Raw genomic sequence first — 14,154 nt, forward strand, 5'->3', positions numbered from 1 at the left:
GTGTTCCTACCGACGATTTTGGTGGTGGATGACGAGCCGGGCAACCTGGCCATCATGCGCAGCATCCTGCAGGACACCTATTCCCTGGCGTTTGCCCGCAACGGCGATGAAACCCTGGCCGCCGTGGTGAAGCACCAGCCCGCCATGGTGCTGCTGGACATTGGCCTGCCCGACACCAATGGCTACGACCTGTGCCGGCGCATCAAGCAGCTGGACACCACCCACACCACCCAGGTGATTTTCGTGACCGGCTACACCGACCTGGTGCATGAAGCCGCGGGCTTCGAGGCGGGTGCCGTGGATTACATCGCCAAGCCGGTGTCGCCGCCCATTGTGCGGGCCCGGGTGGCGGCCCATTTGTCGTTGGTGCGGGCGGCGGCGCTGGAGCAAAGCCACCGCGATGCGGTGCTGATGCTCGGCCAGGCCGGCCACTACAACGACAGCGACACCGGCTCCCACATCTGGCGCATGGCCGCCTATGCGCGGGTGATTGCCCAGGCCTGCGGCTGGGATGCCGAAAGCTGCGCCCGCATGGAGCTGGCTGCACCCATGCACGACACCGGCAAGCTGGGCGTACCGCAGACGATTCTGCGCAAACCGGGGCCGTTGAACGCCGAGGAATGGGACACCATGAAGACCCATTCCCAGATTGGCTACGAGATTCTGAGCAAGAGCAAGGCCCCGGTATTCCAGCTGGCGGCCGAGATCGCTTTGCGCCACCATGAGCGCTGGGACGGCAGCGGCTACCCCGATGGTCTGCAGGGGCAGGACATCCCCAAATCTGCGCGTATCGTGGCGCTGGCCGATGTGTTGGACGCCCTCAGCATGCGCCGGCCCTACAAGGAGCCCTGGCCGATGGATCGGATCGTGGAATACATCCACGCGGCATCGGGCACGCACTTTGACCCGATGGTGGTCCATGCATTTACCAGCGTCCTGCCCGAGCTCATCGAGATCGGTCGCCGCTGGGCAGAAATGGACCAGAGCGAACAGGAAAAGCCGGACACGCCGGAGCGCAGCCGCTGATTTCCCGCCGCGGCGGCGGGCCGCTGCCTGCACCCCATCGGTGCAGATAGCCGAAAAATATTGGCATAGAACTAGCTTAAACCCCAAGAAGCTGACCGTTTGGTTAGCTTTATAGTGGGTTTTTATGTCTGTCCCTACGCTGTGCTGTGCCCATGAAACCATCTGACCTGCCCGCCGGGGCTATCGCTGCTGCCGTGCCGGCCGCGCTTGCCGTGGAGGTACGCCAGGCAAACGTGGTCTACCCCGCGGCCGATGCCCCGGTGCATGCGCTGCAAGACATCGACCTGTCGGTGCGGCAAGGCGAATTCATCTCGCTGATCGGCCCCTCGGGCTGCGGCAAGACCACGCTGCTGCGCGCCATTGCCGACCTGGAGCCCATCAGCTCCGGCAGCATGCTGGTCAACGGCGTGAGCCCGCATGCGGCGCGCATGGCGCGATCCTACGGCTATGTGTTCCAGGCGCCGGCGCTGTTCCCCTGGCGCACGGTGCTGGCCAATGTGGTGCTGCCGCTGCAGATCCAGGGCCGCGGCAAGGCCGACAGCCAGCGCATTGCCATGGAGCAGCTGGAGCGCGTGGGGCTCAAAGGCTTCGAGAAGAAATACCCCTGGCAGCTCTCCGGCGGCATGCAGCAGCGGGTGTCGATTGCCCGCGCGCTGGCCTTCGAGCCGCGCATTTTGATGATGGACGAGCCGTTTGGCGCGCTGGACGAGATCACCCGCGACCGGCTCAACGAGCAGCTGCAGCAGCTGTGGCAGCGCGAGCGCCGCACCGTGGTCTTCGTCACCCATTCGATTGCCGAGGCAGTGTACTTGTCGACCCGCATCGTGGTGATGTCGCCGCGACCGGGGCGCATCGTCAAGGTGATCGATTCCACCTTGCCCGACGAGCGGCATCTGGGCCTGCGCGACACGCCCGAATTCATGGCCCTGGCGCACGCGGTGCGGGAGTCGCTGGCCGATGGCCACCATTAAGCGCAGCTCCGCTTTCGATAGCGGAATCCCCATAGCCAGTGTGCTGCTGGCGCTGATTTGCCTTTGGTATGCGGGCGCCGTCTGGCTGAACGCGCCGGGGGCTATCGAGCGCGTGCTGGCACCGCGTGGCACGGCCTGGAGCTTCACCGATCTGGTGCAGACCACGCTGTCCATGCAGCGCCCGGTGCTGCCTGCGCCGCAGCAGGTGGCGCTGGATTTCTGGTCCAGCCTGGTCGACTGGCCGGTGGATTCGCCGCGCAATCTGCTGTACCACGTAGCCGTCACCGCGCAGTCCAGCCTACTGGGCTTTGCCATGGGCACGCTGTTCGGCCTGCTGCTGTCGGCCGGCATCGTGCATTCGCGCACCTTGGACAAAGCACTGATGCCCTGGATCGTGGCTTCGCAAACCATTCCGGTGCTGGCCATTGCGCCCATTGTGCTGATCATTCTGGGCAGCCTGGGTTTCTCCGGCGTTTGGCCGAAAGCGGTGATCGCCATGTATTTGTGCTTCTTCCCGGTCACCGTGGCCATGGTGCAAGGCCTGCGCTCGCCGCAGCAGATTGACACCGAGCTGCTCTATACCTACGCGGCCTCGCCCTGGCAGGCGTTCTGGCTGCTGCGCCTGCCCGCTGCCCTGTCGTTTCTGTTCCCCGCGCTGCGCGTTGGCATCGCGGCCGGTCTGGTCGGCGCCATGGTGGCCGAGCTTCCTACCGGCGCGCAGGCCGGCCTGGGCGCCAAGCTGCTGCTGGGCTCGTACTACGGCAACACGGTGGCCATCTGGTCGGCGCTGCTCATGTCGGCCCTGCTGGGCCTGGCTTTGACCGCGGCGGTGCTGGGTGTGGAGCGCCTGGTGCTGCGCCACCATGGGGTGCGTCCATGAAGGCGCGCAGTCCGCAGGCCGTGGCGGCTGGGGTGCTGGCCAGCATGCTGTTTGCTGCAGTTTTTATAGCTACTTCCGCAGGTATATCCAGCGCTAGTGGCCTATTTTTGCCAGGACTTTTGTTGACGCTGGTCTTGGCAGGCTGGACGGTGCGCGCAGCCGCGGCCCTGGAAGGGCGGGCGATTTACGGCCTGTTGACGGCTGGCCTGTTCGGCCTGTGGCTGCTGTACTTCTGGCAGCTGTTGGTGACGGCTTTCGACGTGCCGCGGGTGCTGCTGCCGGCGCCGGCGCTGATCGTGCAAGCCATGGCCGAGGGCTGGCCTGTGCTGTTCAAGGACTTCGTGCAGACCGTGCTCAAGTCGGTGCTGACCGGCTGGCTGCTGGGCTGCGGCCTGGGCTTTGCGGTGGCGGTGGCGATTGACCGGCTGCCGTTTCTGCAACGCGGCCTGCTGCCCATCGCCTCGCTGACCAGCACCGTGCCCCTGGTGGGCGTGGCACCGATTGCGGTGATGTGGTTTGGCTTCGACTGGCAGTCCAAGGCGGCGGTCGTGGTGTTGATGACCTTCTTCCCGATGCTGGTGTCCACCCTGGCGGGCCTGAAGGCCGCGGGCAAGCTGGAGCGCGAGCTGATGTACAGCTATGCCGCCGGCTACGGCCAGACCCTGCTGGCGCTGCGCCTGCCCAGCGCCATGCCCTTCATCTTTGGCGCACTCAAGGTGAACGCCACCTTGGCGCTGATCGGCGCCATCGTGGCCGAGTTCTTCGGCTCGCCCACGGCCGGCCTGGGTTTTCGCATTTCCACCGAGGCGGCCAAGATGCATATGCCGCTGGTGTGGGGCGCGATCGTGGTGGCCGCCATCACCGGCTCGGCCGCCTATGCCTTGCTGGTGCAGCTGGAGCGGCGCTTTGCGTTCTGGCATCCGTCGGTGCGTTCCCAAAAATAAGTTTCCCCCACCTGTCCCCACCTAGGAGTATTTGATGAACAAGCTGTCCAAGTTGAGTCAATGCCTGCTGGCCGCCGCATTGGCGGTCGGCGGCCTCGCCGCCCAGGCCCAAGAGAAGGTCACCGTGCAGCTCAAATGGGTGCCGCAAGCCCAGTTTGCCGGCTACTACGTGGCAGCGGCCAAGGGCTACTACAAGGCTGAAGGACTGGACGTAACCATCAAGCCCGGCGGCCCGGACATCTCGCCGGTGCAGGTGATTGCCGGCAACAACGCCGACGTGATCGTCAACTGGATGCCCGATGCGCTGGCCGCCCGCGAAGCCGGTGTGCCGCTGGTCAACATCGCCCAGGTGTTCAACCGTTCCGGCCTGATGCTGACCTGCAAAAAAGCCAGTGGCGTGACCACCCCGAAAGACCTGAAGGGCAAGACCTTGGGCGTCTGGTACGGCGGCAACGAATACCCGTTCCTCAACTGGATGGGCAAGCTGGGCTACAAGCCCGATACCGACATCAAGGTGCTGAAGCAGGGCTTCAACGTCGACCCGCTGCTGCAGAACCAGGCGGCCTGCGTGTCCACCATGGTCTACAACGAGTACTGGCAGATCATCGACGCTGGCGTCAAAGAAAGCGACTTGGTCACCTTCTTCTACGAAGACCAGGGTGTGGCCTCGCTGGAGGACGGCTTGTATGTGCTCGAATCCAAGCTCAAAGACCCGGCCTTCGTGGCCCGCATGGGCAAGTTCTTGAAGGCTACCTTCAAGGGCTGGAACGACGCGGTGAAGAACCCCGAAGAAGCCGCGAAGATCGTGGTGTCCAACGACATGTCGGGCAGTGCCACCCTGGCCGTGCAAAAGCGCCAGATGGAAAACGTGGCCAAGCTGATCACCACCGCTAACGGCCCCAAGATGGGCTACCTGGAGCCCGCCGCCTATGAGCGCACCGTCAAGGTGCTGATGTCGGGCGGCAGCGCACCGGTGATCAAGAAAGACCCTGGCAATGCCGCCATGAGCCACGTGGTGTGGGACGCCGCGACCAAGAAGTGAAGATAGCTGGTCCTCTTTCGGCGGAGGCCAAGGGCCAGATCCGCCAGGCCAACGAGGGCCTGATCCTCGCCGCCGCAGAGCGTGTCTTTGCGGGGGCGGGGTTCAGCGGCGCCACCATGGCCCAGATCGCCGAAGAATCGAGCCTGCCCAAGGCCAATCTGCACTACTACTTTGGCAACAAGGAGGCGCTGTACCGCGCGGTGCTGGCCCGCATTCTGGACGACTGGCTGGCGCCCACGCACGGCATCACGCCCGAGGCCGACCCGGCCCAGGCGATTGGCGACTACATCCGCAGCAAGATGGCCTTGTCGGCGGCGCGGCCCGATGCATCCAAGGTCTGGGCTAATGAGCTGCTGCATGGTGCCAGCTTCGTCAAGCAGCTGCTGGCCACCGAGCTGCGCGCCACCGTCAAGGCCAAGGCCGCCGTGATCGACCAGTGGATTGCCGAGGGCAAGATGCCGCCGGTGGACAGCACGCACCTGTTCTTCACCATCTGGGCCGCAACCCAGACCTATGCCGACTTCGACGTGCAGGTCAGCGCGGTGCTGGGCCGCACCAGCCTGGGCAAGGCCGACCACCGCCGCGCCTCCGAGCACGTGGTGTCTCTGGTGCTGCGCGGCTGCGGCCTGCAGCCATGAGCTACATGCTGGCCGTCGGCGCCTCGAATATGGACATTGCCGGACATAGCGCGTGCAGCCTGGTGCTGGGCGACTCCAACCCCGGTCGTATCCGCTATGCGCCGGGCGGCGTGGCCCGCAATGTGGCCGAGAACCTGGCCCGCCTGGGCCACTCCACGCGCTTGCTCACGGCGCTGGGCGACGACGCTCCCGGCCATAGCCTGCTGCAGGCCACGTCGGCTGCCGGCGTGGACATGCGGAGCTGCTGGGTACTGCCGGAGCAGGCAACGTCCAGCTACCTGTCGGTGCACGGCGCCGATGGCGACATGGCGGTGGCCGTCAACGACATGGGCATCGTCGACAGCATCACGCCCACGCGCCTGGCACCGTATGCGGCCGATCTGGCGGCGGCCCAGGCCTTGCTGTTTGACTGCAATCTGTCGGAAACCAGCCTGGCCTGGCTGTGCGCCCACAGCGGCGATGCGCCGGTGTTTGTGGATACCGTGTCCACGCACAAATGCCTGCGCATTGCCAGCAGTTTGGCGCGCGTGCATTTGCTCAAACCGAACCGCCTGGAGGCCCAGGCTCTGACCGGCCTGCCTTTGGACAGCCCAGCCGATGCCGCCGCCGTCGCCCAGTGGCTGCATGCGCGGGGTGTGCAGCAGCTGGTGCTGAGCTGGGGCGCGCAAGGCGTTTTATGGAGCGATGCCCAGGGCGCACAGGGCTGGCAACCGGCGCCCGAGGTGGTAGTGCAGAGCGCTAGCGGCGCGGGCGACGCCTTGATGGCCGGCCTGATGCACATGGCTGGTCAGCCGCTGGGCCAGGCCGTGCGTTTTGCCTGTGGCTGCGCGGCTTTGACCCTGGGCGTGGCGGGCACCAACGACCCGGCCCTGTCGGTGGCGCGCGTGCAGCAATGGCTGGAACTGAATCCTTGAAGAGTGAGACCCTGATGCAACCCAATCCTTTCCTGGACATCCATCCTGAAGTGGCTGCTGCCTTGGCTGCCAAGCGCCCGGTGGTGGCGCTGGAGTCCACCATCATTGCCCATGGCATGCCGTATCCGCAGAACGTGGCCACGGCCTTGCAGGTCGAGGCCGAGGTGCGCACCCATGGCGCCGTGCCGGCCACCATCGCCATCCTTAACGGCCGGCTCAAGGTCGGTTTGACCCAAGCCGAGATCGAGCAGCTGGGGCAGGGCGGGCGCGATGTGGTCAAGGTCAGCCGCCGCGATGTGGCTTTCATCGTGGCGGCTGGGCAGACCGGCGCTACCACGGTGGCTTCGACCATGCTGATCGCGGCCATGGCCGGCATCCGGGTGTTTGCCACCGGCGGCATTGGCGGCGTGCACCGCGGCGCGCCGCAGAGCTTCGATGTGTCCGCCGACCTGCAGGAACTCGCCCAGACCCCGGTGGCAGTGGTCTGCGCGGGCATCAAGTCCATCCTGGATCTGCAGCTCACTCTCGAATACCTGGAGACCCATGGCGTGCCCGTGGTCGGTTTCCAGAGCGACAACCTACCCGCCTTCTACACCCGCGACAGCGGCTTCAAGGTGGACTACCGGCTGGACACTGCCGAGGCCATCGCCCGCGCCATGCAGGCCCAATGGGCCATCGGTTTGCCGGGCGGCATGGTGGTGTCCAACCCCATCCCCGCAGCCTATGCGATGCCGCGCGCCACCATCGATGCGGCCATCGAGCAGGCCTTGCAGGAAGCCCAGGCCCAGGGCATTGCCGGCAAGCAGTCCACGCCCTTTCTGTTGGCCCGGGTCAGCGAAATCACCGGCGGCAACAGCCTGGCGTCCAACATCCAGCTGGTGCTGAATAACGCCCGCCTGGCCGCGGCGATTGCCGTCGCCTACCAGCAGATCGTCGCCTGATCTGCCATGGTCTACCGCTGCCGCTTTGACGAAACCCTGGGCCTGCCCATCGAGGCCCGCGCAGCTTATGCGCGCGACGGCGTGCTGGTGCTGGAGGACTTTGTGCCGGCGGCGCAATGCCAGGGTTTGCAGCAGCGGGCGCTGGAGCTGGTCGCCGAACACGCGCCCCAGGCGCCGGGCACGGTGTTCTCTGCGCGCGACCAGCGGCATGCGAAGGACGCGTACTTTGAAAACTCGGCGCGCGGCATCGGTGCATTTTTTGAAGCCGGCGCTTTCGATGCGCAGGGCCAGCTGTGTGTGCCGCTGGAGCGCGCCATCAACAAGCTCGGCCACGCGATGCACGATCTGGACCCGGTGTTCCAAGCGTTCTCGCACGGTGCACGTTTGCAGGCGGTGGCCGAGGGCGTGGGCCTGGTGGATGCCAAGCTGGTGCAGTCCATGTACATCTTCAAGCAGCCCGGGATTGGCGGCGAGGTCAATTGCCACCAGGATGCAACCTATCTGTACACCGAGCCGCAGTCGGTGGTCGGCTTCTGGTTCGCCATCGAAGACGCGCACCGCGGCAATGGCTGCCTGGGCGGTGTGCCGGGTGGGCAGCGCGGCGGGCTGAAGCAGGTGTTCCGCCGGCAGGCCGGTGGCGCGCTGCAGCTGGAGTCTTTGCAAGTAAACCTGGACTGGGACATGGACGCCCTGGAGTGGCTGGAAGTCCGCCAGGGCACGCTGATTGTGTTCAACGGCCTGTTTCCGCACCTATCGGAGCCCAATCATTCGGCGCAGTCGCGCCATGCCTATACCTTGCATGCGGTCAGCGGCCAGGCCGCCTACCCGGCCAGCAACTGGATCCAGCCGGGCGGCATGCCGTTTACCGGTTTTGTGTAACTGCCAGACCCGCGCCACCCGGCGCACAAGGAGGACGTATCGGGCCCAAGATGTCGCGTAAAGCTCTCTATCCCCGTGCCCATGGGCACAGTTCCTGCTGAATGGAGCCGACCTGGCGCGCTGCGCCCGGACGCCCTGCCAGCCCTTTGTTTTCTTTTCCAACCCCACCACGGATACCGCCATGAAAACTTCTCTGCAACTCAGCTTCCTCGCCGCCACACTCTTCTCTGCCCTGTCGGCCTGGGCCGAGCCGGCCATCGTTTACGACCTGGGCGGCAAGTTCGACAAGTCCTTCAACCAGTCGGCTTTCGACGGCATGGAGCGCTGGAAAAAGGAAACCGGCAAGAGCTACCTCGAATTTGAAGTCGCCAATGAAACCCAGCGTGAGCAGGCGATCCGCCGCATGGCCGAGCGTGGCGCCAGCCCCATCATCGCCATGAGCTTCAGCCAGGCTTCTGCCCTGGAAAAAGTAGCCAAGGAATTCCCCAAGCTGCAGTTCGCCATCATCGACATGGTGATCGAGTTGCCCAATGTGCAGTCCGTGGTGTTCAAGGAGCATGAGGGCAGCTTCCTGGTCGGCATGCTGGCGGCGCAGGCCAGCAAGACCGGCAAAGTCGGCTTTGTGGGCGGCATGGACATTCCGCTGATCCGCAAGTTCCAGTGCGGCTACGAGCAGGGCGCCAAGTTCGCCAATCCCAAAGCCGAAACCTTCGCCAACATGACTGGCACCACTGGCGCTGCCTGGAACGACCCCGGTCGCGGCAGCGAGCTGACCAAGGCCCAGTTTGCCAAGGGTGCGGACGTGGTGTTTGCTGCTGCTGGCGGCACCGGCATCGGCGTCTACCAGGCGGCCAAGGATGCGGGCAAGCTGGCCATCGGTGTGGACAGCAACCAGAACTACCTGCAGCCCGGCACCATGCTGACCTCCATGGTCAAGCGCGTCGACGTGGCCGTGTACAACGTGCTCAAGGCCTACAAGCCCGGCATCTCCAATCTGGGCCTGAAGGAAGAGGGCGTGGGTTACGCCATGGACGAGCACAACGCCAAGCTGGTCACGGCCGACATGAAGAAGAAGGTGGATGCGGCCAAGGCCGACATCATCAGCGGCAAGATCAAGGTGGTGGACTACATGGTGGCTAACGCTTGTAAGTAAGGCTCACCCCCAGGCTCCACGCTGCGCGTTTCCGCCAACCCCCTTGCAGGGGGCGAACCCAGTGGCCCGGCTAAGCCGGTTCCACGGGTTCTCTGGAAGGGGCGCGTTGCATTGCGCTGGTATCACGGATTTCCATGACAACCCTTAACTCCTCTGCGGCGGACGCTACCGCCGTGCACATGGCGGGCATCAGCAAGCGTTTTGGCGCGGTGCAGGCCAATGACCAGGTGGATCTGAGCGTGCGCGCCGGTACGGTGCACGGCATCGTGGGCGAGAACGGCGCGGGCAAGAGCACGCTGATGTCGGTGCTGTACGGCTTCTACAGCGCTGATAGTGGCAGCATCGCGGTGTTCGGCCAGCCGGCGCGTATCCGCAATGCATTCGACGCGATTGCGCTGGGCATCGGCATGGTGCACCAGCACTTCATGCTGGTCGATTCGCTGACCGCGCTGGAGAACGTCATGCTGGGGGCCGAGCCCCATGTCTTGCTGCTCAAGGCCGAGGCCCTGGTGCGCAGCGCGCTGGGGGCGTTGATGCAGTCCACGGGCCTGCACGTGGCGCTGGACGCCACGGTAGAGCAACTGTCGGTGGGCGACCGGCAACGGCTGGAAATCCTCAAGGCCTTGTACCGCGGCGCCAAGATACTGATACTCGACGAGCCCACGGCGGTGCTGACGCCGCAAGAGACCGAGCAGCTGTTCGAGGTGTTGGCGCGGCTGCGCTCGCAGGGCACGACGGTGCTGCTGATCACCCACAAGCTGAAGGAAGTGATGCGCCTGTGCGACCAGGTCACGGTGATGCGCAGCGGCCGCGTGGTGCATGAATGCGCGATCGCCCAGGCTTCGGTGGAGATACTGGCCGAGGCCATGGTCGGGCGCAAGGTAAATATGGGCCGCCAGGGCGATGCGGCTCCACGACTCGGCGCGGTGCTGCTGCAGGCGCGTGGCGTGGCGGTGCGCGATGCACTGCAGGTCACGCGCCTGGTGGACTTCAACCTCAGCCTGCGCGCTGGCGAAATTGTGGGCATCGCTGGTGTGGCGGGCAACGGCCAGAGCGAGTTGCTTGAAGTGCTGGCCGGTCTGCGCACGCCGAGCGCGGGCACGCTGGAACTTGGCGGCACCTCGTTCACCGCAGAGCATTGGCTGGACCCCAGCCTGGCGCGCAGCCTGGGCCTGGCCCATGTGCCCGAAGACCGGCATGCGCGCGCCATGGTGATGGGCTTTGCCTCCTGGGAGTCGGCGGTGCTGGGCTACGAGGGCCTGCCGGTGTACAGCCGCTGGGGCTGGATGCGCCACGCCGCCATGCGGGCCGCCACCGCCGCCATGATGGAGCGCTTCGATGTGCGGCCCCGCGACCCATCGTTGATGAGTTCTAAATTTTCCGGCGGCAACCAGCAGAAGCTGGTGCTGGCGCGCGAACTGGGGCAGGCGCCCAAGGTGCTGCTGGTGGGCCAGCCCACACGAGGCGTCGACATCGGCGCGATTGAATTCATCTACACCCAGCTGCGAGCCTTGCGCGATGCGGGCTGCGCGGTGCTGGTGGTGTCGAGCGAGCTGGATGAAATCCTGGCCCTGGCCGACCGGGTGCTGGTGCTGAACCAGGGCCACGTGACCGGCGAGCTGCCGATAGCCGACTGCGGCGAGGCAAAGCTCGGCCTGCTGATGGTGGAAACCAAAGAACCCGAAGGAAGCCCCGTATGAGTACCCCGCAAGCCCTGCCCCGCTGGGCCGATGTGGTGTTGCTACCCGCCGTCAATCTGTTGATCGCGCTGCTGGTGGCCGGTCTGGTGGTGTCGCTGGTGGGGCAGAACCCGCGCGAGGTGATGTCGGTGCTGCTGCACGGCGCGTTCGGCACGCAGCGCGGCCTGAGTTACACGCTGTACTACGCCACTACCTTTATCTTCACCGGGCTGGCCGTGTCGGTGGCCTTCCACGGCGGCTTGTTCAACATCGGCGGCGAAGGCCAGGCCCTGATGGGCGGCCTGGGCACGGCGCTGGTGGCGTTGTGGCTATCGCACAGCCTGCCGGCGCTGTTGTTGTTGCCGCTGATGCTGCTGGCGGGTGTGCTGTTTGGCGCGGTCTGGGCGGCCGTGCCCGGCTATCTGCAGGCCTACCGCAACAGCCATGTGGTGATCACCACCATCATGTTCAACTTTCTGGCCAGCAGCTTGCTGGCCTATCTGCTGGTGAACCGGCTCAAGCCGCCAGGCACCATGGCGGTGGAGAGCGCGGCCTTTGGCCGGGCGGCCAAGCTCACCAGCATGCAGGATGCGCTGGCCTGGCTGGGGCTGGACTGGCCTTCGTCGCCGTTGAACATCAGCCTGTTCCTGGCCCTGGCGGCGGCCTTCGGTGTGTACCTGCTGCTCTGGCATAGCCGGGCCGGCTACCGCCTGCGCGCCATGGGTTCCAGCGAAAGCGCGGCCGCGTATGCGGGCATCCACCCCAAGCGGCAGGTGATCTTTGCCATGGCTTTGTCGGGTGGCCTGTCCGGCATGGTGGGCATGAACGAAATCGCCGGCGTGAACGGCAAGCTGCTGCTTGACTTTGCGGCCGGCGCCGGCTTCACCGGGATTGCAGTGGCCTTGATGGGGCGCAACCACCCGTTCGGCATCGTGCTGGCCAGCGTGCTGTTTGGCGCACTGTTCCAGGGCGGGGCCGAAGTCAGTTTCGAGGTACGGGGCTTCAGCCGCGACATGGTGGTGATGCTGCAAGGCTTCATCGTGCTGTTTTCGGGGGCCATGGCCTATGTGATTGCGCCGTGGCTGGCGCGCTGCCTGGCGCTGCTGGCGCGCAAGCCCGTTGTGGCAGTAGGAGCCCACCGTGGATGAGGCTTTGCTGGGGGCCTTGCTGGCCTCGACCCTGCGGGTGGCGACCCCTTTGATCCTCTGTGCGCTGGCCGGCCTGATCTCCGAGCGCGCGGGCGTGGTCGACGTGGGACTGGAGGGCAAGATGCTGTTTGCCGCCTTCATCGCCGCGGCCAGCGGCGCGGCCTATGGCTCGACCAGCCTGGCTCTGCTGTTGGCGATCGCCACGGCGATTGCCTTGTCGTGGTTGCACGGCTTTGCCTGTGTCAGTCACCGGGGCGACCAGGTGGTGTCGGGCGTGGCGCTGAACATCGTGGCCGCGGGCCTGACGGTGGTGCTGGGCCTGGCCTGGTTCCACCAGGGCGGGCAGACGCCGGCGGTGTCGGACAGCGTGCGCCTGCACGCGCTCTGGCCGGGGGCGGCCAGCGCCTGGCAGGGCATGCCCCTGGTCGGCACCATCGTCGGCGAAGGACTGCTCGGCCACAATCTGCTGGTCTACCTGGCGTTGGCCCTGGTCGCCGGGGTCTGGTGGCTGCTGTACCGCACCCGTTTCGGCCTGCGCTTGCGGGCGGTGGGCGAGAACGCCCACATGGTGGACGCGGCCGGGGTGTCGGTGCTGCGTCTGCGCTATGCGGCGCTGACCTTGAACGGCATTCTGTGTGGCCTGGCGGGGGGCTATCTGGTGCTGGCGCAGAACGCCGCCTTTGTGCCGCATATGACGGCGGGGCGCGGCTTCATGGCCTTGGCGGCGATGATCTTCGGCAACTGGCGGCCGGTGCGCGCGCTGTGGGCTTGCCTGCTGTTCGGCTTTCTGGATGCTTCGGCGATCCAGTTGCAGGGCGTCAGCCTGCCGGGCATTGGCGAGGTGCCGGTGCAGGCCATCCAGGCGCTGCCCTATCTGCTGACGGTGATCCTGCTGGCCGGTTTCATCGGCAAAGCCGCCGTGCCCAAGGCTCTGGGCCAGCCCTACGTCAAAGAGCGCTGACCCCAGCCGGCGCAGGCCGCGGTTCCAGAGTGGGTAAAGCTGACCAAAAGGCCAGCTTTTGGCATGGGCCTTGCGTTAGCCCTTGCCCAACCATTACTTCGAGGGAACCCCCATGGCTATGTATAAATTTCTGACTGCGCTGGCGGCAGTTGCGGCACTGGCACCGGCTGCGCATGCAGACGACAACTGGTCGTTCAAGGATATTAGTATTCAACACCTGGACTGGACCAACCACACGGAGAACCAGACCGGCAAGGGTCCATTTGGCGTGAAAAAGGACTTCACCTTGCTCGAGGTCGAAGGCGGCATGGGCGGCAAGTGGGGCGATGTGTATGGTTTCTTCGACGTGGAGAACCCCAGCAAATCGTCCAACAACAGCGACTCGGCAATGGACCGCCGCTACGCGATGAAGGCCGTGGCCCACATCAACATGACCCAAGCCGGCGGTATGCCAGTGCAGCTCTACGGCCACATCTACAACTTCATGGACAACGGCTTCCGTGATCAGAACAATGTGCTGGGCCTGAGCACGGCTTACTTCAATGGCGGCTTCTGGATCAAGCCGTTCTTCGGCGCGCACTACGAAACCAAGACCGACCTCGGCACCCAGTACAACGGCACGATGGCAGGCTGGGTATTCGGCTACAACTTCAAAGCCTGGGACCAGTCCTTCATGGTCTCCAGCTGGCATGAAACCGAGATGGGCCGCAAGGACAGCTACCTGGTCATGGCCCGCGATGGCGGCGTAGTCACCGCCAACAAGACGGCGCAAAACGGTGCGCTGTCGCTGTGGTGGAACATCACCCCCAGCGTCACCACTGGTTTAACCTACCGCTACGCCAAGAACAAGCTGGGCTCGGCCACCTACCAGGACGCATTTATCTACACCGCCAAGTACAACTTCTGATTCAACAAACAGAGTGCTATTGATTCAATAGCTGCTTGCGCAAACAGAATAAGCGCTACGGGCCTGTTTGG

The 14,154-nt window shown here is 65.2% G+C and carries 14 protein-coding genes; all 14 read left to right on the forward strand.

What is annotated here, in order from left to right; all coding sequences use genetic code 11:
- The 14 genes from BLT66_RS09735 to BLT66_RS09800 all read left to right on the forward strand — a co-directional run bounded on the left by BLT66_RS09735 (position 1) and on the right by BLT66_RS09800 (position 14,083).
- Positions 1-1,026, forward strand: coding sequence for an HD domain-containing phosphohydrolase (locus BLT66_RS09735; RefSeq protein ID WP_255406859.1), 1,026 nt, complete (start codon positions 1-3; stop codon positions 1,024-1,026).
- A gap of 152 nt (positions 1,027-1,178) precedes the next feature.
- Positions 1,179-1,997 (forward strand): ABC transporter ATP-binding protein, encoded by an 819-nt coding sequence (locus BLT66_RS09740; RefSeq protein WP_092757481.1) that lies wholly within the window; start codon positions 1,179-1,181, stop codon positions 1,995-1,997.
- On the forward strand, positions 1,984-2,877 hold the full coding sequence (locus BLT66_RS09745) for an ABC transporter permease (protein ID WP_092757482.1): 894 nt from the start codon (positions 1,984-1,986) through the stop codon (positions 2,875-2,877). Before BLT66_RS09740 ends, BLT66_RS09745 begins: the two co-directional genes overlap by 14 nt.
- 122 nt (positions 2,878-2,999) lie before the next feature.
- On the forward strand, positions 3,000-3,821 hold the full coding sequence (locus tag BLT66_RS09750; RefSeq protein ID WP_255406860.1) for an ABC transporter permease: 822 nt from the start codon (positions 3,000-3,002) through the stop codon (positions 3,819-3,821).
- A gap of 34 nt (positions 3,822-3,855) precedes the next feature.
- Entirely contained in the window at positions 3,856-4,863 is a 1,008-nt protein-coding gene (locus tag BLT66_RS09755; RefSeq protein ID WP_092757484.1) for an ABC transporter substrate-binding protein, read from the forward strand.
- Entirely contained in the window at positions 4,839-5,501 is a 663-nt protein-coding gene (locus BLT66_RS09760; RefSeq protein ID WP_092757485.1) for a TetR/AcrR family transcriptional regulator, read from the forward strand. Before BLT66_RS09755 ends, BLT66_RS09760 begins: the two co-directional genes overlap by 25 nt.
- Entirely contained in the window at positions 5,498-6,415 is a 918-nt protein-coding gene (locus BLT66_RS09765) for a PfkB family carbohydrate kinase (protein ID WP_092757486.1), read from the forward strand. The genes BLT66_RS09760 and BLT66_RS09765 overlap by 4 nt, the downstream gene beginning before the upstream one ends.
- Positions 6,416-6,429: 14 nt before the next feature.
- The gene (locus tag BLT66_RS09770) at positions 6,430-7,356 is read left to right on the forward strand and encodes a pseudouridine-5'-phosphate glycosidase (protein ID WP_092757865.1); all 927 of its coding nucleotides are present in this window, start codon (positions 6,430-6,432) and stop codon (positions 7,354-7,356) included.
- 6 nt (positions 7,357-7,362) lie between these two features.
- Positions 7,363-8,235 (forward strand): phytanoyl-CoA dioxygenase family protein, encoded by an 873-nt coding sequence (locus BLT66_RS09775; protein WP_092757487.1) that lies wholly within the window; start codon positions 7,363-7,365, stop codon positions 8,233-8,235.
- Between the two features lie 181 nt (positions 8,236-8,416).
- A complete protein-coding gene (locus tag BLT66_RS09780) occupies positions 8,417-9,388 on the forward strand; it encodes a BMP family lipoprotein (RefSeq protein ID WP_092757488.1) in 972 nt (323 codons plus the stop codon).
- A 134-nt stretch (positions 9,389-9,522) separates the two neighbouring features.
- Positions 9,523-11,088, forward strand: coding sequence for an ABC transporter ATP-binding protein (locus BLT66_RS09785; RefSeq protein WP_092757489.1), 1,566 nt, complete (start codon positions 9,523-9,525; stop codon positions 11,086-11,088).
- Positions 11,085-12,215: an ABC transporter permease gene (locus tag BLT66_RS09790; RefSeq protein WP_092757490.1), complete on the forward strand. Its 1,131-nt coding sequence runs from the start codon at positions 11,085-11,087 to the stop codon at positions 12,213-12,215. Before BLT66_RS09785 ends, BLT66_RS09790 begins: the two co-directional genes overlap by 4 nt.
- Positions 12,208-13,176 (forward strand): ABC transporter permease, encoded by a 969-nt coding sequence (locus BLT66_RS09795; protein WP_092757491.1) that lies wholly within the window; start codon positions 12,208-12,210, stop codon positions 13,174-13,176. Before BLT66_RS09790 ends, BLT66_RS09795 begins: the two co-directional genes overlap by 8 nt.
- A 112-nt stretch (positions 13,177-13,288) precedes the next feature.
- Positions 13,289-14,083, forward strand: a complete 795-nt coding sequence (locus tag BLT66_RS09800; RefSeq protein WP_218922589.1) for an outer membrane protein OmpK — start codon at positions 13,289-13,291, stop codon at positions 14,081-14,083.
- Positions 14,084-14,154 lie beyond the last annotated feature (71 nt).

The organism is Rhodoferax sp. OV413 (assembly GCF_900104385.1).
Lineage (GTDB): Bacteria > Pseudomonadota > Gammaproteobacteria > Burkholderiales > Burkholderiaceae_C > Rhodoferax_B.